The following is an 18,674-nucleotide window of genomic DNA, read 5'->3' on the forward strand; positions in this document are numbered from 1 at the left end:
TTCGCGGTAGTCGGGAATGAGAACGGGTGTCGCTCTCGGCTGGTCAGCGGCGCAGGCCCGCGAGCTGCGCCTGGATGCGCCGGTGCGCGTGCAACGCAGGGTAGACCCCGAGGAAGATCGCCATCGGCGCGCGCAGACGCATGTCACGGATGCCGTGAGCCGAGTACGTGTTCTCGAACCGATCGATGTAGCGGCGGAAATCGCGGGGCCGGTCGTCGAGACGCCGCGCTCCGATACCGGCCACCATGTTCGAGAAGTACCCGATGCGGCGGCCGGCGAGGGCGAGGTGCACGGCGATGTCGAGGTCTTCGTGCATGATGTCTTCTTCGTCGTCGCAGAGGTACTCTCGCACGTCGTGCCAGGCGTCTGCCCGCACGGCCATGTTGCTCCCGAAGAGGAAGACGAAGTCCCCCGCAAGACGCACCTGGAGGCGACGGAACGCATCGTCGACCTGCTGGCCGATCGCCCGGAGCGGCAGGTCGTAGTACTCCACCGGCCCCGAGGCGGCGTCGACCTCGCCCGACGCGAACACCCGCGACACCTGAGCGACCCAGTCGGGCTTGATCGCGGTGTCGGCGTCTATGCGTCCGAGGACGTCGCCGGTCGCGGCATCCATTCCCAGGTTCCGGGTCGGCACCAGGCCCTGCCGCTCGTCCTGACGCAGGAGACGGATGCCGGAACGCGGGTGCTCCGCGATGAACCGATCGACCACGGCCCGCGTGTCGTCCGTCGACCGGTTGTCGACGACGAGCACCTCGGTGGCGGGCACCGTCTGCCGGACGATCGCTTCGAGACACTGCGCGATCACCGCCTCCTCGTTGAAGGCGGGCACGATGATCGATACCGACGGGAGCGGCTTCACGCTTCCTTCCTACACGGTCAGAGTGTCTCCAAAAGGGGCACGAGGTGACGGAACGCCCGCGCGCGGTGGGATTGCGCGTTCTTCTCATCCGCGGACCACTCCCCCACGGTCCGCTCCTCACCCGACGCCTGCCCGTCGGGAATGAAGATCGGGTCGTACCCGAACCCACCCGGTCCGGCGGGCGCCGTCGCCAGGCGCCCGGGCCAGCGTCCCTCCACCGTGTCCTCGGGGCCGTCGGGCCGGACAAGCGCGATCACCGAGACGAACTGCGCCGTCCGGTGCGGGTCGGCGACGTCGGAGAGCTGGTCGAGGAGCAGCTCGAGGTTGGCGGTCGAGTCCTTCTTGTGCCCCGCCCAGTACGCCGAGAACACCCCGGGCGACCCGCCGAGCACGTCGACGGCGATACCCGAATCGTCGGCGAGAGCGGGCAGCCCCGTGTGCGCCGCGGCCGCGCGCGCCTTGATGAGCGCGTTCGCGGCGAAGGTCACCCCGTCCTCGACGGGTTCGGGCCCGTCGTAGCCGACGACCTCGAGGTCGGGACGCACCGCGGCGACGATCGCCTGGAACTCCTCGACCTTGTGCGCGTTGTGCGTGGCCAGAACGACGCGAGGCATCTCAGCCCTCGAGAGCGGCGATCTGGATGCCGCGGAGCTCGGCGCAGCCGTTCACACCCAGCTCGAGCAGACGGTCGAGCTCGGCCTTGTCGAACGGCGCGCCCTCGGCCGTGCCCTGCACCTCGACGAACAGGCCCCGACCGGTCACGACGACATTCATGTCGGTCTCGGCGCGCACGTCCTCGACGTAGGCGAGGTCGAGCATCGGCTCGCCGTCGATGATCCCGACCGAGACGGCCGAGACCGAGTCGATGAGAACCTCGGAGCGCTGCGCGATGAACTTCTTCTCACGACCCCAGGCGATGGCATCCGCGAGGGCGACGTACGCACCGGTGATCGCCGCGGTGCGCGTGCCCCCGTCGGCCTGCAGCACGTCGCAGTCGATGACGATCGTGTTCTCGCCGAGGGCCTTGGTGTCGACGACGGCGCGGAGGGCGCGGCCGATCAGACGCGAGATCTCGTGCGTGCGCCCGCCGACCTTGCCCTTGATGCTCTCGCGGTCGTTGCGGCTGTTCGTCGCGCGCGGGAGCATCGCGTACTCGGCCGTGACCCAGCCCTTGCCCTTACCGGTGAGCCAGCGGGGAACGCCGTTGGTGAACGACGCGGTGCACAGCACCTTGGTCCCCCCGAACGTGATGAGCGCCGATCCTTCGGCGTGCGCGGACCAGCCGCGCTCGATCGTCACGGGGCGGAGCTGGTCGGTGGTGCGACCGTCTTTGCGGGTCATGGGTCCTCCTGAGGAACGGGGAGTGGATGCCACGCCTCAGCGCGGCAGGTCGATGGCGCCGGTCTGCACGAGCTGTACCTCGCGCACCTCCCGGCCCATGAGGCGGTGCGCCAGGCGCACGAAGTCGTCGGCCGAAGAACCGGTCGCTTCGTAGCGGGAGGTGGGGACGGCATCCGGACTCGCGAGCAGGTCGCGCGAGACGAGCTGACGATAGACGTCCTTCGCCGTCTCGCTGTCGCTCGAGACGAGGCTGACCTCGGGTCCCATCACGTAGCTGATGGCTCCCTTGAGGAAGGGGTAGTGGGTGCAGCCGAGGACGAGCGTGTCGACGCCTGCGTGACGCAGAGGAGCGAGGTACTGCTCGGCCGTGGCGAGGACCTCGGGCGAGTCGGTGATACCCGCCTCGACGAACTCCACGAAGCGCGGGCAGGCCTCGGCGAAGACCGTCAGGCGCTCGTTGACCTCGAGCATGTCCTGATAGGCGCGCGAACCGATCGTGCCCACGGTGCCGATCACGCCGATGCGGCCGTTGCGCGTGGTCGACATCGCGGTGCGGACGGCGGGGCCGATCACCTCGACGACGGGTACGTCGTAGCGCTCGCGCGCGTCGCGGAGCATCGCCGCGGATGCCGTGTTGCACGCGATCACGAGCATCTTCACGCCCTGCTCGACGAGCGTGTCGAGCACCTCGAGCGCGTAGCGGCGGACGTCGGCGATCGGCTTCGGGCCGTACGGCGAGCGGGCGGTGTCGCCGATGTAGAGGATCGACTCGCGCGGCAGCTGTGCCGACACGGCCCGGGCGACGGTGAGACCGCCGACTCCCGAGTCGAAGATCCCGATCGGCGCGTCATTCATCGCGACTCAGCCTACCCGTCGGCCGCCGCGCGGCCGCGGCGCCCGCCCGCCCCGCGGGCGAAACTCCTGAGAATGGGGGCTCGATGCTGCGACGTTCCTGTTCTGCTCCACGAATCGATCGAGAACTCAGGAGTTTCGCACGGCGCCGCGGCGCGCCGACGCGGACGTACCGCGGCAATAGGCTGACGCCATGACGCGTAGCACCGCCCTGCACACCGACCGCTACGAACTCACGATGCTCGACGCGGCCCTCCGCGACGGCACCGCCGCGCGCCGCTGCGTGTTCGAGGTGTTCGGTCGCCGACTGTCCGGCGGTCGTCGGTTCGGCGTCGTCGCCGGCACCGGTCGACTCCTCGACGCCATCCGGGACTTCCGCTTCGGCGACGACGAACTCCGGTTCCTGCGCGACAACCGGATCGTGGATGCCACGACCATCGACCACCTCGCCGATTACCGCTTCACGGGCTCGGTGACCGGCTACCGCGAGGGCGAGGTCTACTTCCCGGGGTCACCGCTGCTGACGATCGAGGGCACGTTCGCCGATGCCGTGGTGCTGGAGACCCTCGCCCTCAGCATCCTGAACTACGACTCCGCCGTCGCGACGGCGGCGGCCCGCATGAGCGTGGCCGCCGGCGACCGCCCCCTGGCAGAGATGGGCTCGCGGCGCGCGAGCGAGGAGGCGGCGGTCGCCGCCGCTCGCGCCGCCTACATCGCCGGCTTCTCGGCGACCAGCAATCTCGAAGCCGGCCGGCGCTGGGGCGTGCCCACCATGGGGACCGCGGCGCACGCGTGGACACTTCTCCACGACAGCGAGGAAGACGCGTTCCGCTCCCAGATCGAGGCGCTCGGCACCGACACGACCCTGCTGATCGACACGTACGACATCGCGGAGGGGGTCCGCACCGCGGTCCGCGTGGCGGGAACGGAGCTCGGCGGCGTCCGCATCGATTCGGGCGACCTCCCGATCGTCGCGGGCGAAGTGCGCGCCCTCCTCGACGAGCTCGGCGCCACGGGAACCCGGATCACCGTCACGAGCGACCTGGACGAGTACGCCCTGGCGGCCCTCGCCGCCTCCCCCGTCGACGCGTACGGCGTCGGCACCTCCGTCGCCACCGGCTCGGGCGTTCCGACGGCGGGTCTCGTCTTCAAGCTCGTCGCCCGCGAAGCCACCGACGGATCGTGGGTCGCCGTCGCGAAGGCGTCGACGCAGAAGGCATCGCACGGGGGACGTAAGGCCGCCTTCCGGACGCTCGATCAGGGAACGGCCACGTCGGAACTGATCATCGTCAGCGACGGCTTCGAAGAACTCGCCACCGCCGCTGAGCACCCGGACGCACGATCGCTGCAGGTCGCGCTCATGGTGGACGGAGAGGCGGATGCCGCGGCCCTCGGCCCCGCCGGCGTCGAGGCCGCGCGGGCTCATCACGCGCGCGTGCGTGAAGAGCTCCCCGTGCGAGCACTCGCTCTCAGCAAGGCCGACCCCGCCCTGGCGACGGAGTATCGCGAGGCGACGCCCCGAGGCTGAGCCCCGGGTGAGCGAGTCGCTCAGCCGCTACTTGGTCAGCGACTCGTAGATCTCTTTGCACTGCGGGCACACGGGGAACTTCTCGGGGTCGCGACCCGGCGTCCACTTCTTACCGCAGAGCGCGCGCACCGGCTTGCCGGTGAGGGCGGACTCGAGGATCTTGTCTTTCTTGACGTAGTGCGAGAAGCGCTCGTGGTCACCCGGCTCGATGTTCTCTTCGCGGATGAGCTCCTCGAGCTCACGATCCAGGGTCGCAAGGCCCCCGCTGTCAGGACTGTCGAGAGGCGTGCTCATGGTCTGCCAGTGTAGCCGCGGAGCGCACCGTGCGGACCGGTCGCGATCGACGGCGCCCGATCACGTGGCTTCGGCGAACTCCATCAGCCGCGTTCCGCGGCGCTCGAACAAGAGCGCGCCGACCGCGATGCCGACCACCAGGACGATCCCTCCGGCCGCCAGGCCGGCCCAGAGCGCGCCGAGAGCATCTTCCGTGTCGGATGCCAACGCCCTCGCGGCGAGCCAGATCGCCGGTGACGCGGCGAGGAGCGAGCCGAGCATGACGAGCGCCTGCGCGATCACCCCGCCCGAGCCGGTCCGCTGAGGCTGCTGGAACGGGCTGTCGCCGGGTCGCGACACGGCGTACGGCGCGACGACCGAAGAGATGCTCGACAAGCCCAGACCAGAGAGGAACAGGGCAGCGCAGACGCCGATCAAGGCCGGGAGGAAGGCCCACCGCCCGTGAGCGACGATCGCGAGCGGGATCGAGACCGCGAGGATCGGGAGTCCGATGAGGAGCACGGGCACCAGTCGCCCGATCCGATCGGACAGCCCACGGACGCCGCTGGCGATGTGCATCCAGAGGGCGGTCGAATCGTACGCGAGGTCGTTGTGGGGCAGCCATCCGAAGAACAGCGCCATGATCGGCACCGGCAGGAGAGCCGCCATCTCGAGGGGGACACCCGCCACGACGAGAGGCACCATCGAGAGCACGGCCGCGATCGGCACGACCACGATGTTGACGAGGTATCGGCGATCCCGCAGCCAGTACGAGAGGCTGCGCGCGGCGACGGCACCCCCGGGCGTGCCGGGGAGCAGGGCGAACCAGCCGAGGCCGCCCCGCTCGCGCACGGCCACGGGCCGCGGCGTGGTCGTGAGCAGGATGCGGACGAGGATGAACCACACGGCCGTGAGAGCGGCGACCGTGGCGACAGCCACGACGGCGCTCCCGAAGGCGGCACTCGGCGTCGGCGCGAGAGCGATCCCCCAGGCGGCGCCCACGGGCGTCCAGGCCAGGGCTTCGGCGGCGGACACCAGCTGTGAAGGAACGGTCCCCTGCCACTCGAGAGAGCCGAGGAAGACCGCGACGGGCACGACCACCACGAGCACGGCGACGAGGTAGACCCCCGCGAGCTCACGCGACTGCCGGGGACGCTTCACCAGGGCTCCGAGCGCCATGCTGACGCGCGCGAGCAGCACGCACGTCGTGAGCCCGAGCGCGATCGACACGACGCTCGCGAGAGCCCCCACGCCCTGCTCGCTCCACGCGATGGCGACGCTGATGGCGAGCACCAGCACCGCGAACACCGGGACGCTCAGGAAGCCGGCGAGCAGCAGCGCACCGGCGAGGGGTCGAGGCTCCGGTCCGACGACGGCGAACCGACGCGGATCGAGGGGATCGACGGATGCCGTGACCGGCGGTGCGACCGCGAAACCGAGCGTGATGGCGGAACCCGCGAGGACCGTCACCACACCGGCGGTGAGGCGATCGACCTCGCCCAGACCGCTCGCGTTCACGGCCGCGAAAACGGTGCCCGCGACGAGCACCACGAGGCCCACAACTCGGCGGAGGACGTCGTCTCGGTCGCCCCGCAGGGCGCCGAGCATCATGGCCAGCCTCAGCCGGAGAACGTGTGCAACCACTCCAGGCCCTCCACGTCGCCGAGACCGCCCGCGAGCTCGAGGAAGCGCTGTTCGAGGCTGGCCTCGCCACGTACCTCGTCGACCGTGCCCTCGGCGAGAACCTGCCCCGACACGATGACCGCGACACGCGAGCACACGCGCTCCACCAGTTCCATTCCGTGGCTGGAAAGGATGACCGTTCCGCCGTGGCCGACGTAGGCGCCGAGGATGTCGAGGATCACCGCACTCGAGACCGGGTCGACCGCTTCGAACGGCTCGTCGAGTACCAGCAGTCGAGGCGAGTGGATCATCGCACCGGCGAGCATGACCTTCTTCGTCATGCCGGCCGAGTAATCGGACACGGGGCGCGCGAGGGCATCGACCAGATCGAAGGCACGCGCGAGATCGGCGGAGCGACTCTCGACGAGAGCGGCCGGCAGACCGCGCAGGGCACCGTAGTACGACAGGAGCTGTCGCCCGGTGAGGCGATCGAACGTGCGAAGGCGGTCCGGCAGCACGCCGATCATCTTCTTCGCCGCGCGCGAGTTCTTCGCGGCGTCGACGCCGTTGATCGAGACCGTGCCCGCGTCGGCACGCAGGAGCCCCGCGATGATCGACAGCGTCGTCGTCTTGCCGGCACCGTTCGGACCCACCAGGCCGTAGAACGATCCGGCGGGGATCGTGAGGTCGATGCCGTCGACGGCCCGCAGCTCACCGAAGGTCTTGGTGACGTTGCGGAGAGCGAGAGCCGGGATCGCCTCGTCCACGTCCGTCGACGAGGGGGCGCCGTCGAGCGCCGCAGCGCCGATCGCGGCGCCCGTGGACACCGCGGCGGTCGGCTCGTCGTCGGCGTGCGTAGCGTCCTCGACACGATCGGCGGAGGCCACGGGCTCGTCGGCCTCGGCCGTCAGCAGCTCGTCGAGGGCATCGCCCGAATCTCCCGAGGGCTCCTCGACGGTGTGCGACACGGCCTCCGCCCCGGCATCCGGGGCACCGTCGCCCTCGTCGACGAGCGCGGGTTCCTCGACGGCGACATCTGCGGGGGCGGGATCTTCCACGACCGTGTCGGCCGAGGTGTCGACCGGCTCGTCGACGAGAGCCTCGACGGTCGGCGAGGCATCGTTCGCCGACTCGTCGACGATCGGCGCGGCGTCAGCGACGACGGGCTGGTCGTCAGCGACGACCGGCTCGTCGATCGCGACGTCAGCGGGAGTGGGGTCTTCGGCCGCAGCGTCAGCGGGTTCCGGATCCGCCACCGCATCCCTCGAAGCCTGCTCAGTGGGTGCGTGCTCGTCGACCGCGGCGTCAGCAGGCACCGGGTCTTCGGCCGCGACATCCGCGGAGGTCTGCTCGTCGAGTGAGGCATTCGCTGCCGTCGCGGGCTCGACCGCAGCCCCGGCCGACGGCGACCGTTCAGCGACATCGCCCGCGGACGCTGAGTCGGCGGCGGAGTCCGCGTCCTCGACGCGGGGGGCCGCGACGGGAAGCGGCGGGCGCGGAGGAACGACGATGTCGTCGGGCAGGGCGGGAGTCGATGCGGTCTCGGCGGCAACCGCCGCCGTCGACGGAGCCGGCCGAGATGCTGCGGGCTTGCGCGGAGCCGCGGGCTTGCGAGGTGCCGCGGGCTTGCGCGGTGTGGCGGGCTTCTTCGCCGCCGGCTTCTTCGTCACGCGCGGCGCGACCGACGAACTACTGGTTTCGCCCGCCTCCGGCGTGTCGGCCGTCGATGTGGGCTTGCGCGGCGTGCGAGCGGTGGACGTCCGTGGTGCCCTCGGGGTGGTCGTGCGAGGCGCGCGCGGCGCGCGCGGCTTCGGCGTCGGGGGCGTGTCGGGCGTGGAATCGGCGCTCACCGCGTCGCCGTCCGACCGAGGGGCGGACGAGTCTTGGGGCTGCGGCAGCGACGCTGTCATCACTCCAAACTAGCAAGCCCCTCCGACACCGCTGTACGCGAGGCAGCGGGACGCAAGACGGTGTAACCGATCACGAAACCACAACGAGTGGGGCGAATCATGCCACCCCGGGCGGGGTCTTCGCTAGCATCATCAGCACACGAAGGCGTGACATTCCGGTGAACCGGACATGACGACTCATCCCCCCAGGAGCCAGCCTTGACTGTTCAGATCGTGATTCTCGCCGCGGGCATGGGCTCGCGCCTCGGCCGCAGCCTACCGAAGCCCCTCACCCCGCTCGCGGACGGCCGCAGCATCATGCAGCAGCAGCACGACAACATCCGTGCCGCGTTCGGCCACCACGCTCGCATCACCACGGTGGTCGGCTATCGCGCCGAGACGATCGTCGACGCCTTCCCCGACGTCGACTACGTCTACAACGACCGCTACGACCAGACGAACACCTCGAAGAGCCTCCTCCGTGCGCTCGCCAAGACGGGGCGCTCCGGCGTGCTGTGGATGAACGGCGACGTCGTCTTCGACCCGCGCGTGCTGGGTCGCGCGACCGAGCTGATCGAGGCGGACCGGTCGTTCGTCACGGTCGACACCGCGAGCGTGGGCGACGAAGAGGTGAAGTACACGGTCGACGCCGAGGGCTTCGTGAAGAACCTGTCGAAGACCGTCGTCGGCGGCGTCGGTGAAGCCGTCGGCATCAACTACGTGTCGTCTCGCGACAAGAAGGCGCTCATGCGCCAGTTGCAGCGCGTGAACGACCAGGACTACTTCGAGCGCGGCATCGAGCTCGGCATCGTCCACGACGGTCTGCGGGTCGAGCCGCTCGACATCTCCGACCTCTACGCGGTCGAGGTCGACTTCGCCGAAGACCTCGAGCGCGCGAACCTCTTCGTCTGATCCGTCAAGTCGCCGCGACCGCGGACGGTCTCGGGAGAAGATGACGTCATGGCTGAGAAGGTGCATCGCATCCACTCCCTCCCCGAGGACGCCCCGTGGAAGGGCGGGCTCCCGCCCGTGGGTTCCGAAGAACATCCCGCGGCGATTCGCCTGCTCGACCGTGCCCTCGCGGTGCAGCGTCCCGTCGTGCTCGCTCACCTGCGCAGCATCCGACTCCGGCACCGGGATGCCGACACGCAGGAGATCCTCGGAATCCTCGAACGTCGCTACCTCGCGGCCGTGACCACCGGCGGCGCGGCGGTCGGCGCGACCGCCGTCGTGCCCGGGATCACGACCGGGATCACCCTCGCGCTCAGCGGAGTCGAGACCCTCGGCTTCCTCGAGGCGACGGCGCTCTATGCCCAGTCGGTCGCCGAAGTGCACGGTGTCGCGGTCGATGACCCGGATCGTGCCCGAGCCCTCGTACTGACGCTGATGCTGGGCAAAGAAGGCACCGACCTGGTGGCCCAGTTGGCCGCGCAGGCCGCGGGCCGAGGCGCAAGTCGCTCGACGTACTGGGGCGATCTCGTCACCAAGACGCTCCCCCGCGCTGCGGTCGGCCCCCTGGTCGATCGGCTGAAGACCTCGTTCGCCCGCCAGTTCGCGGCGCGCGGAGGGGCGTCGTGGCTGGGCAAGGCGCTCCCGTTCGGCATCGGAGCCGTCGTCGGCGGCGCCGGCAACCACATTCTCGGACGACGCGTCCTCGCGAACGCGCGGCGCGCGTTCGGTCCCCCGCCGCCGACACTCCCGGCCGACCTCGAGCCACGGCCCGGCGCCGAGCGGCTCGAGAGGACCGCCGCGAACGGAGTGGCGCGCGTCGGCGACGTCCTCGCGGGTGCCGTCGGCGGCGCCGGCCGCCGGACGGGCGCGATCGCGCGCAAGGCGCTCCCGCGACGGAAGAGAGACGCCGAGGGCGTGGAATCGAGCACCGGAGACTCCTCGCCCGAGAACGCGGCATCCTGAGCCCTTCTCATCTCGCCGACCCGGGACGCAAGACCCGCGCGACGATCACGTCGGCGGGCTACTCTCGCCGCATGGGCGACCTCCTCGATCTCCTCGCGGTATGGATGCCGCGGCAGCGCTGGTACGGAACCAAGGGCCGCGACCCCCGGCTCTCCCTCGTCGCGTCGTGGCCGCTTGTCGAACCGGACATGCGGCTGCTCCTCGTGCGCGACGACGCCGCCGTTCCCGCGATCGTGTACCAGGTACCGGTCGTGAAGCGGCCGGCCGGCACCGTCCCGCCCGGGAGCCTGATCGGTGCCGAGATCGACGGCGGCGTGTGGGCGGATGCCACCACCGACGAGGCGTTCACCGATCTGCTCTACCGAGCTGTCACGGTCGGCGGCATCGACGTGTCGACCGAGACCGGTCTGGAGGCCCTCGCGCTGTGGTCTCCGCACCTCAGCACACCCGCCTCACGGGCGACGGCGCGGGTGCTGAGCGGTGAGCAGTCCAACACGTCGATCATCTTCCGCCCCGACGAGGACGGCCTCCCGGTCATCTGCAAGCTCTTCCGCCAGGTCAACGGCGGGCGCAATCCCGATGTGGAGCTCCCCTCCGCCCTCGCCGCCGGTGGAGCGACGTTCGTCCCGGCCGCGATCGGCGAGCTGCGGGGAACGTGGACGGCCTCGACGGGCGAGACGGTGACCGGCTCCCTCGCCTTCGCGCAGCAGTTCTTCGACGGTGTCGAGGACGCCTGGCGGGTCGCGCTGAACGCCGCGGGCGCCGACGAGGACTTCCGAGAACCGGCGCGCGCCCTCGGCGAGGCCGTGGCGGGGATGCACGTCGCGCTCGCCGCCGCGTTCCCCACGCGCGAGCCCGATGCCGCTGACCGTGCCGCCGTCACCGGTGCGTGGGAGCGTCGACTCGCGATCGCGGTGAGCGAGGTGCCCGCGCTCGCACCGCTGGTGGATCGCATCCGTGCCGTCTACGCCCGCGCGGCGGCGGCGCCGTGGCCCGCGCTTCAGCGCGTCCACGGCGATCTGCACCTGGGGCAGGTGCTGCACACGCCGAGCAACGGGTGGGTGCTGCTCGACTTCGAGGGCGAACCGTTGCGTCCGATGGCGGAACGTCTCCTCCCCGACCTCGCCGTACGTGACGTCGCGGGGATGCTGCGCTCGTTCGACTACGTCTCGGGAGCGATCGCCGACGACGACGGAGCGGCCGTCCGCGCGTGGGTCATCGCGGCACAGCAGTCGTTCCTCGAGGGCTACGCGGCCGCGGCCGGCGGCGAGATAGCCGGCGGTGGCGATCTCCTCGCCGCGTTCGAGCTCGACAAGGCCGTCTACGAAGCGATCTACGAGACGCGCAATCGTCCGGACTGGCTGGGCATCCCCCTCGCGGCGATCGGGCGCCTCACCCACGCCGGCTAGCCGCAGGGGGGCGGCGGCGGGCGGCGCCTGTCGGGCGCGTGCGCCGGGCCGGGCCCATAAACGCTGTTTGCTCACGTAAACGCGCTCTCCACGTGTTTCTGTGCGCGGATGGCGTTTATGAATGCCGCGACGCCCGATCGCCCTCGCGCGCGTGCCAGGTGTCCCAGCGGCGCATGAGCTCTGCGACAGCGGCGTGGAAGCGCGCTGTGGACGCGCCCGGCGTGGTGTCGCCGAAGTAGTGCTGCACCCAGTGCCGCAGGCGAGCGACAGCCTCGGGGTCACGGAGCACGCGATCCGTCTCTGCGACGATGTCGCCCGAGGAGGCGGCATCCAACCACTCGCACGCCGAGAGGTAGCCCGCCTCATCGACCTCGGCCTCGGGATCGCTCGGCCGCGTGATGAGCAACGGGGCGGCGAAGGCGAGTCGGTCATAGACCATCGCGGAGATGTCGAGCACGGCGAGGTCGGCCGACCGCAGCTGCCACCCGAGCGCGGGCGAGGTGTCGTAGACGTGCTGCGCCGACGGATCGGCCCGGTTCGCGGCGGCCAGGGCCGCGATGATGCGTGCGTTCGCGGCGCCGTACTCGGCATCCACGACTCCCGAGCGCGGGTGCGGGCGGTAGACGACGCGGTGACGACCCGTGGCGAGCAGGGCGGCGACCAATGCCTCGCCGTGCGTGCGGACCGAGCCGTAGTGTGCCGACCGGCGGTCGCCCTCCCAGGTCGGGGCGTACAGCACGACGGTGCGATCATCGTCAGCGAACGGCGCCTCCCCCACCGCGTGGTCGGCCTGGGGACGCCCGATCGAGAACGTCCGGCGGTCGAGGTCGTAGTCCCACAGTGCGCGTGAGAGGCGGGCGCGGGCGGCGTCTCCGGCGACGAAGGCGTAGTCGTACGCCTTGAACTGGTTCGTCGTCATGTACATCTTGTCGGACTCGCCGTGGTTGATGAACACGTGCCAGCGGCGCCCGTAGCGGAACATCTGGAAGTTCCGGGTGTTCTGATTGACATAGAACACGAGCCGGATGTCCTGCTCGGCGAGCACTCGCTCGACGTCGCGCACGGTCGGCGCGAACGCGACCGGGAGCTCGCCGTCTTTCAGCAACGCGTCGGAACCGCGGATCGTCCGGCTGATCACGACGACCGGCCAGGTGCGCGCCAGCTCGCGCAGCGGCGCGTACCACTGGCGCATCTGGTACATGTTGACCGCGCCGTCGGCGAAGTACACCGCGATGCGGAACGCGTTCTCGGGGAGGGGGCCCCGCGCGGCCAGCGCGCGGTGCAGGTCGCGTCGGGCACCCCGGGTCGCGACCGCCTTGCGCAGCAGGCCGACGGCGAGTCGGGCGTCGCGGACGAGGGGCATCGTTCCAGGGTAGCGGCCAGGTGCACCGTGAAAGGATCGAGGGATGCCCCTCCCGACCCCCGGCGGTAGAGACGCGCCCGTTCCCCCCGACGACGCCGGCGTGAGCTTTGTCATGCCCGTCCTCAACGAGGAGCGGTACCTGCGGCACGCCGTCGCATCCGCCCTCGCGCAGGACGTTCCCGGACCCGTGGAGATTGTCCTCGCCCTCGGCCCGTCGACCGACGGCACCACCTCGATCGCCCGTGAGCTGGCGGACGGCGACCCGCGCATCGTGCTCGTCGACAACCCGGATGCCGATATCCCGGTCGGCCTCAACCTCGCTCTTGCCGCCAGTCGCTACCCGACCGTGGTGCGCGTCGATGCTCACTCCGAGCTCTCTCCGGGGTACACCCGCCGCGCCCTGGCGACCCTCGCCCGCACACGGGCGGCGAACGTCGGCGGTGTGATGCGCGCGGACGGTCGCTCTCCCTTCCAACGCGCGGTCGCTCGCGCGTACAACTCGCGAGCCGGACTGGGCGGCGGTGCGTACCACGGCGGTGCGGTCGAGGGTCCGGCCGAATCGGCCTACCTCGGCGTCATGCGCCGCGCCGCGCTCGATGAGGTGGGCGGCTTCGATCCGTCGATCCGCCGCGGGGAGGACTGGGAGCTCAACCTCCGGCTGCGGCGCGCGGGCTATCGGGTGTGGTTCGACCCCGCCCTCTCGGTCGTCTACTGGCCTCGCGAGAGCTGGACACGGCTCGTGCGGCAGTTCCGTGCGACCGGAGCGTGGCGCGGCGAACTCGTCCGACGATACGGCCGGCGCAACTCGCTGCGATTCTTCGCCCCTCCCGCTCTCGTCGTGGCCGTCGTGCTCTCGACCACCGCCGGTCTGTGGCAGACGGCTCGTCGTACGCGCCGCCGCCGCTCGGCCGTGGCATCCGTCCTCCACCTTCCCGTCGCGGCGTATGCGCTGCTGGTCGCCGTGGTCTCGCTCGGGCGCGGCGGTGGTCGCGGCTGGCGCGACCGCGCGTGGACGGCAGCGGTCCTGCCTTCGATGCATCTCTCGTGGGGATCGGGCTTCCTGTGGGGAGTCGCGCGGGGCGCGCACGACACCGTCGACACCTCTCGGCTCGAGGGGCGCAACACGCCGCTGCCCTAGCGGTCGACGAACCCCTGATCGAGAATGCGCGCCACGACGCGCTCGCTCGCGCGGCCGTCGTCGCGGGCGTTGAAGATGCGCTGCCACCGGGCGTAACGCTCGGCGAAGATCGACGGATCGACCTCGTCGATCGCACGGGCGAGTTCGTCCTGCGTCCGGACGACGGGACCGGGAGCCGCGTCCACCAGGTCGAAGTAGAAGCCGCGGAGCGCTCCGCGGTAGTGCTCGAGGTCGGGCACGAGGAAGTACATCGGCTTGCCCGTGATGCTGAAGTCGAACATGACCGACGAGTAGTCGGTGATGAGCGCATCGGCGACAGCGAGGAGTCGCGCCGTGTCCGGGTATCCCGTGACGTCGATCACGCGCGGGCCGCGCGCGTCCTCCCCGGGGAGGAGCGTGCGGGAATGCCCGCGAACCAGCACGACGGAGTCCGTCGCCCGGGCCAGGGCGGTCGGGTCGACGAAGTCGACGATGGCCTCCCGGTCGTCGCGCCACGTCGGCGCGTACAGGAGCACCCGCTCGCCCGCGCCGATGCCGAGGGCGTGACGGGTACGCTCTCCGTCGTCCGTGCGGAGGACATCGTTCCGCGGGTACCCCTCGATCCACACCGGGCGGCGCAGGAAGGCATAGGCCTTGGTGAGGACGCGCGCCGCGTAGGGGCTCTGCGCGAGCAGGACGTTCCAGCGCAGCGCCTCGCGCACCACGGCGGCCGCGCGCCGAGGATCGAAGCCCGGGCGGTGCAGCGCCAAGCGCTTGAGGGGCGTGCCGTGCCAGGTCTGCAGCACCACCTGCCCGCGGCGGCGGACGAAGCGCCTCCGCAGCCAGTCGTTGACGACGAGCAGTCGCGCGGCGCCGCGGGCGCGCCACCACTCCGGGCTCCCCTCGACGACCGCGACGGCCCCCGGCGGGACCTGCACCGAGAGATCGACCACACTCCAGTACCGCGTCACCCCGGGAGCGACGCGCGCGAGCTCCCGATCGATCGCGAGCGGGTTGCAGCTCGCGTTGCGTCCGTAGAAGCTCTCGAAGAAGACGGCGTTCTCGAGCGGTTCGCGCCGCCGGGCGTACTCCTTCTCGAGCGCGGCCTGCGCTTCAGCGGTATCGACCGGCGGCCCCACGCGCAGAGTCGCCCCCGTCCACGCGGCACGCAGGCCCGGGAGGACCGTGAGGGAGATCGCCTCACCCGGAGGCGCGGCATCCGTCGCGTCCCCCGCCTCGATCGAGAGCCGGTACTCCCCCGTCGGCAAGGGCAGCTCGGGTCCGCCCCACCGCGCCGCACGCAAAGGCACCTCGGCGCGCCAGGTGCGCCCTCGTCCGTACAGCCGCGCCGAGACGCGAGCGCGTCGTCCGATGAGCGTGACGGATGCCGGACGGACTCCCGTGCCGCTGATCTCGAACACGGGAACACCCCCGTCGTCGAGGAAACGTGCGTCGGTCATCGCGGCGCCCTTCTCGCGCCCCACCGGGCGTCGGTCGGTTTCGCCCGCTCGAGGCGACGGCGGATCTCGCGGTACACGCGCTCGGTGTTCCGCCCGTCCCGGTGCGCGTGCACGGTCTCGCTGCGACGGCGGGAGGCTGTGAGCGCCTCGGTCGGATCGTCCAGGATGCCACCCACCCACGCGAGCACGTCCGTCCAGGTGCGCGCGGGGTCGGCGCCGGCGACGCTCGCGTAGGTCCCGTACAGTCCGCGCCGCGCGCTGTACGCCTCGAGGTCGGGCGCGAAGAACAGCACCGGCAGCGGAACGAGTGCGGCATCGAACGCCAGCGACGAGTAGTCGGTGACGAGGAGGTCGATCCCGGGGAGCAGCGGGGTGATGTCGGCCACCCGATCGTTCCCGAGTGCCCCGACCCGGTCGTGCGACACGCGCGGCGTGTAGTCGCCGGCACCGAGCGGGTGCGAGCGGATGAGCAGTGTGGCGTCGAGACGGTCGAGAGCGGCGGTGATGGCATCCCACTCCTCCGCGTCGGGCACCGCGGGGTCGGGCTCGCCGTCGCGCCACGTGGGTGCGTACAGGACGACCCGGGTATCGCCGAGCGGGCGGCCGCACGCCTCGTCGAGAGCGGCGCGGGCGGCGTGGCGACGCTCATCAGCGGAGCCTTGGGAGAGGACGTCGACGCGCGGTTCGCCCGTGACGGGAAGGCGCGCGTCGGGAAGGCCGAAAGCGGTCTCGAGTCGCCCGCGCACGAGGTGCGATGCGGCGGGGAGCATCGAGATCTGACGGGTCGTTCGACGGTACAGGACCGCCAGCACCCGACGCGCCACGGTGGACCCGGCGCGCGTCGACCCGGCGCGTGTGGTCTCGGGAGAGTCGAGGCCGATGCGCTTGAGCGGGATGCCGTGCCAGAGTTGCACGATGAACGCCCCGGTCACCGCGTAGCGCTGGACGTCGCCGAACCCATGGGTCACCACGATCACTCGGGCTCGCGCGGTGGCCCAGAGACCGCGGACGGAGTCTCTCCTCACCGACGGGATGCCGAGGCGTCCAGCCTCGCGCTCCTGAGTCTCATCGGCGACGAGCCAGAGCGCCCGTTCTCCGCGCTCGGCGGCGAATCGCCACAGGGCGAGAGCGCCGTCGGTCACGCCGACCGCGCACCCGAACACCCAGCGCTCGCGCGATCGCGGGACCAGAGCGGTGAGGAGACGACCCGCGAGGTAGAGCGGGATCCGGCGGAGTTTTCGCGCGTTTCCCGCCCCGAACGAGAAAGACGCCACCCCGCGAGCCTATCGCGGGGTGGCGTCCGACGCCGGAGCGTCAGGCGGAGCGTCAGTTGGTGGGCATCTGTCCGAGGGTGACCTCGGCGGTCTTCTCCTGCCCGTTGCGGACGTAGGTGATCTCAGCCTTGGTCCCGGCGGCGAGCGCCCGGACCTGTGCGGTCAGGTCGGCGGAGTTGGTGATCGGGACGCCGTTGAACTTCGTCACGATGTCGCCCTTCTGCAGCCCCGCTGCCTGAGCGGCACCGCCGTCGACCGCGACGGCGACGTAGGCGCCCGTGGTGGTCGCGCCCTGCATGCTGCCGGCATCCTGGACGTTGGCGCCGAGCAGACCGTGCGTGGCGGCGCCGTTGTCGATGATGTCCTGCGAGATGCGCTTGGCGATGTCCGACGGGATCGCGAAGCCCACGCCGATGTTGCCGGACTGACCGCCGGACGACGATCCACCGGCGTTGGCGATGGCGACGTTGATGCCGATCAGCTTGCCTTCGTCGTCGACGAGCGCGCCACCGGAGTTGCCGGGGTTGATCGCGGCATCCGTCTGGATGACGGCGATCTTGATGGAGTCGGTCGCCTGCTGCTGGCTCTGCTGTCCATCGCCGAAGTCGAAGTAGAACGGGTTCTGGTTGCCGCCCGAGCCCGAGCCGTCCTCCGACTCGGTGCCGTCCTTGGGGGCGGCCGACGAGGCGACGAGGATCGATCGGTTCAGCGCGCTGACGATTCCCGTGGTGACCGTGTTGGGCAGGTCGAGCGGAGCGCCGACCGCCGAGACGTTGTCGCCGACGTTGAGCTGCGACGAGTCCGCCCATTCGATCGGGGTGAGGTTCGAGGCGTTGTCGACCTTGATCACCGCGAGGTCGTAGGTCGCGTCGGTGCCGACGATCTTCGCGGAGAAGACGCGTCCGTCCGACGTGGTGACCGACACCGTCGGGTTGGCGGACTTGCCGCCGATGGTCACGACGTGGTTGTTGGTGAGGATGTAGCCGTCCTTGCTCAGGATCACGCCCGAGCCGGTGTCGCCGGTCTGGCCCTCCATCGCTTGGATCGTCACGACGCTCGGCACGACCTTGGCCGCGACAGCGGTGGTGTTGTTGACGTCTTCGGGGTTGTTGACCGTGACGGCCGTCGGACCCGCGACGGCGGCCGAGTTCGACCCGCCCCACAGCGACAGACCGGCGTACGTGCCACCGAGGCCCGCGCCGCCGCCGACCAGGGCTGCGGCGACGAGGAGAGCGGCGACCTTGGGGGCCGAGCTCTTCTTGCGCGGCTGCGTGGCGGTCGGCGTCCCGCCGAGGTTCAGCGTGGGGTGCTGTCCGTGCGGGTCGTGACCGCCCGCGGCCGGGCCGAACGCGTGGCCGGTGGGGCCGGTCGCGCCGGACGGCGCGGCGGCGTAGGCCTGCGGGCGGGTGGCTCCGTCGTGGGTGGAACCGGACGCGTGCGTCCCCGCGGCGGGGTTGTGCGCCGGCGGCGGCCACGCGGCCGCGGCGGCGGCGGGCGAACGCGTCGGCACGGGCGGAACGGCGCCGGGGGTGGCGGCGGCGTCGCTCGCGTTCCCGGTCGCGGTGTGGTCGGTGTTCGGCGAGGCGGGCACGGCGTTCTGCGCGGTCGCGTCAGTGTTCGAGCTGATGTCGTTACCCTCGGGGCGGTTGTCCGTGTTGTCGCTCATGTGATGCTCCTTCTTCCAGGCGCTTCAACGATGACCCCGAATGCTGTGCGCTGCCTATGACGCGGGTGAGCCGCCTCTATGGGTCTCACACCAACGCCCCGCA

The 18,674-nt window shown here is 71.0% G+C and carries 16 protein-coding genes; 5 read left to right on the forward strand and 11 right to left on the reverse strand.

The window, feature by feature from the left end:
- Positions 1–43 precede the first annotated feature (43 nt).
- The 4 genes from AB0O24_RS00110 to murI are packed head-to-tail and all read right to left on the reverse strand — an operon-like array spanning position 44 to position 3,058.
- Positions 44–862: a glycosyltransferase family 2 protein gene (locus AB0O24_RS00110; protein WP_363371616.1), complete on the reverse strand. Its 819-nt coding sequence runs from the start codon at positions 860–862 to the stop codon at positions 44–46.
- 17 nt (positions 863–879) lie between these two features.
- Positions 880–1,476, reverse strand: a complete 597-nt coding sequence (gene rdgB, locus AB0O24_RS00115; protein ID WP_307385940.1) for an RdgB/HAM1 family non-canonical purine NTP pyrophosphatase — start codon at positions 1,474–1,476, stop codon at positions 880–882.
- Between the two features lies 1 nt (position 1,477).
- On the reverse strand, positions 1,478–2,203 hold the full coding sequence (gene rph / locus AB0O24_RS00120) for a ribonuclease PH (RefSeq protein WP_363371619.1): 726 nt from the start codon (positions 2,201–2,203) through the stop codon (positions 1,478–1,480).
- 36 nt (positions 2,204–2,239) lie between these two features.
- Positions 2,240–3,058, reverse strand: a complete 819-nt coding sequence (gene murI / locus AB0O24_RS00125) for a glutamate racemase (protein WP_275798232.1) — start codon at positions 3,056–3,058, stop codon at positions 2,240–2,242.
- Positions 3,059–3,248: 190 nt separating this feature from the next.
- Here murI and AB0O24_RS00130 point away from each other — a divergent pair, with 190 nt between their 5' ends.
- The gene (locus AB0O24_RS00130) at positions 3,249–4,583 is read left to right on the forward strand and encodes a nicotinate phosphoribosyltransferase (RefSeq protein WP_275798231.1); all 1,335 of its coding nucleotides are present in this window, start codon (positions 3,249–3,251) and stop codon (positions 4,581–4,583) included.
- Positions 4,584–4,610: 27 nt separating this feature from the next.
- Here AB0O24_RS00130 and AB0O24_RS00135 read toward each other — a convergent pair whose 3' ends face one another.
- From AB0O24_RS00135 to AB0O24_RS00145, 3 genes are read right to left on the reverse strand one after another with little or no spacing between them, the layout of a single operon-like run.
- Positions 4,611–4,877 carry a DUF3039 domain-containing protein gene (locus AB0O24_RS00135; protein ID WP_043363140.1) on the reverse strand — a complete coding sequence of 89 codons (267 nt, stop codon included), beginning with the start codon at positions 4,875–4,877 and terminating at the stop codon, positions 4,611–4,613.
- A 60-nt stretch (positions 4,878–4,937) separates the two neighbouring features.
- Entirely contained in the window at positions 4,938–6,467 is a 1,530-nt protein-coding gene (locus AB0O24_RS00140; protein WP_345799708.1) for a hypothetical protein, read from the reverse strand.
- An 8-nt stretch (positions 6,468–6,475) separates the two neighbouring features.
- Positions 6,476–8,149 (reverse strand): ATP-binding cassette domain-containing protein, encoded by a 1,674-nt coding sequence (locus AB0O24_RS00145; RefSeq protein ID WP_363371623.1) that lies wholly within the window; start codon positions 8,147–8,149, stop codon positions 6,476–6,478.
- A gap of 438 nt (positions 8,150–8,587) precedes the next feature.
- On the opposite strand from AB0O24_RS00145, the gene AB0O24_RS00150 reads away from it, so the two are divergent.
- From AB0O24_RS00150 to AB0O24_RS00160, 3 genes are all read left to right on the forward strand, one after another.
- On the forward strand, positions 8,588–9,280 hold the full coding sequence (locus tag AB0O24_RS00150) for an NTP transferase domain-containing protein (RefSeq protein WP_058612971.1): 693 nt from the start codon (positions 8,588–8,590) through the stop codon (positions 9,278–9,280).
- 48 nt (positions 9,281–9,328) lie between these two features.
- A complete protein-coding gene (locus AB0O24_RS00155; protein WP_275798228.1) occupies positions 9,329–10,282 on the forward strand; it encodes a hypothetical protein in 954 nt (317 codons plus the stop codon).
- A 71-nt stretch (positions 10,283–10,353) separates the two neighbouring features.
- Positions 10,354–11,691 (forward strand): phosphotransferase, encoded by a 1,338-nt coding sequence (locus AB0O24_RS00160; protein ID WP_275798226.1) that lies wholly within the window; start codon positions 10,354–10,356, stop codon positions 11,689–11,691.
- A 115-nt stretch (positions 11,692–11,806) separates the two neighbouring features.
- On the opposite strand, the gene AB0O24_RS00165 is transcribed toward AB0O24_RS00160, so the two are convergent.
- Positions 11,807–13,054, reverse strand: a complete 1,248-nt coding sequence (locus tag AB0O24_RS00165; RefSeq protein WP_363371627.1) for a CDP-glycerol glycerophosphotransferase family protein — start codon at positions 13,052–13,054, stop codon at positions 11,807–11,809.
- 43 nt (positions 13,055–13,097) lie between these two features.
- Between AB0O24_RS00165 and AB0O24_RS00170 the strand changes: the two genes are divergently transcribed.
- Complete coding sequence (locus AB0O24_RS00170) at positions 13,098–14,192, forward strand: glycosyltransferase family 2 protein (protein ID WP_363371629.1); 1,095 nt, start codon at positions 13,098–13,100, stop codon at positions 14,190–14,192.
- On the opposite strand, the gene AB0O24_RS00175 is transcribed toward AB0O24_RS00170, so the two are convergent.
- Genes AB0O24_RS00175 through AB0O24_RS00185 form a run of 3 tightly spaced genes read right to left on the reverse strand, consistent with a single transcriptional unit; the run spans position 14,189 to position 18,571 of the window.
- Positions 14,189–15,631, reverse strand: a complete 1,443-nt coding sequence (locus tag AB0O24_RS00175) for a CDP-glycerol glycerophosphotransferase family protein (protein ID WP_363371631.1) — start codon at positions 15,629–15,631, stop codon at positions 14,189–14,191. The two genes, AB0O24_RS00170 and AB0O24_RS00175, sit on opposite strands and share 4 nt — an antisense overlap.
- The gene (locus AB0O24_RS00180; protein WP_363371634.1) at positions 15,628–16,905 is read right to left on the reverse strand and encodes a CDP-glycerol glycerophosphotransferase family protein; all 1,278 of its coding nucleotides are present in this window, start codon (positions 16,903–16,905) and stop codon (positions 15,628–15,630) included. The genes AB0O24_RS00175 and AB0O24_RS00180 overlap by 4 nt, the downstream gene beginning before the upstream one ends.
- A 52-nt stretch (positions 16,906–16,957) precedes the next feature.
- Complete coding sequence (locus AB0O24_RS00185) at positions 16,958–18,571, reverse strand: trypsin-like peptidase domain-containing protein (RefSeq protein ID WP_307385924.1); 1,614 nt, start codon at positions 18,569–18,571, stop codon at positions 16,958–16,960.
- Positions 18,572–18,674: the final 103 nt, after the last annotated feature.

The sequence above is a fragment of the Microbacterium sp. NPDC086615 genome (genome assembly GCF_040686055.1).
GTDB lineage: Bacteria > Actinomycetota > Actinomycetes > Actinomycetales > Microbacteriaceae > Microbacterium.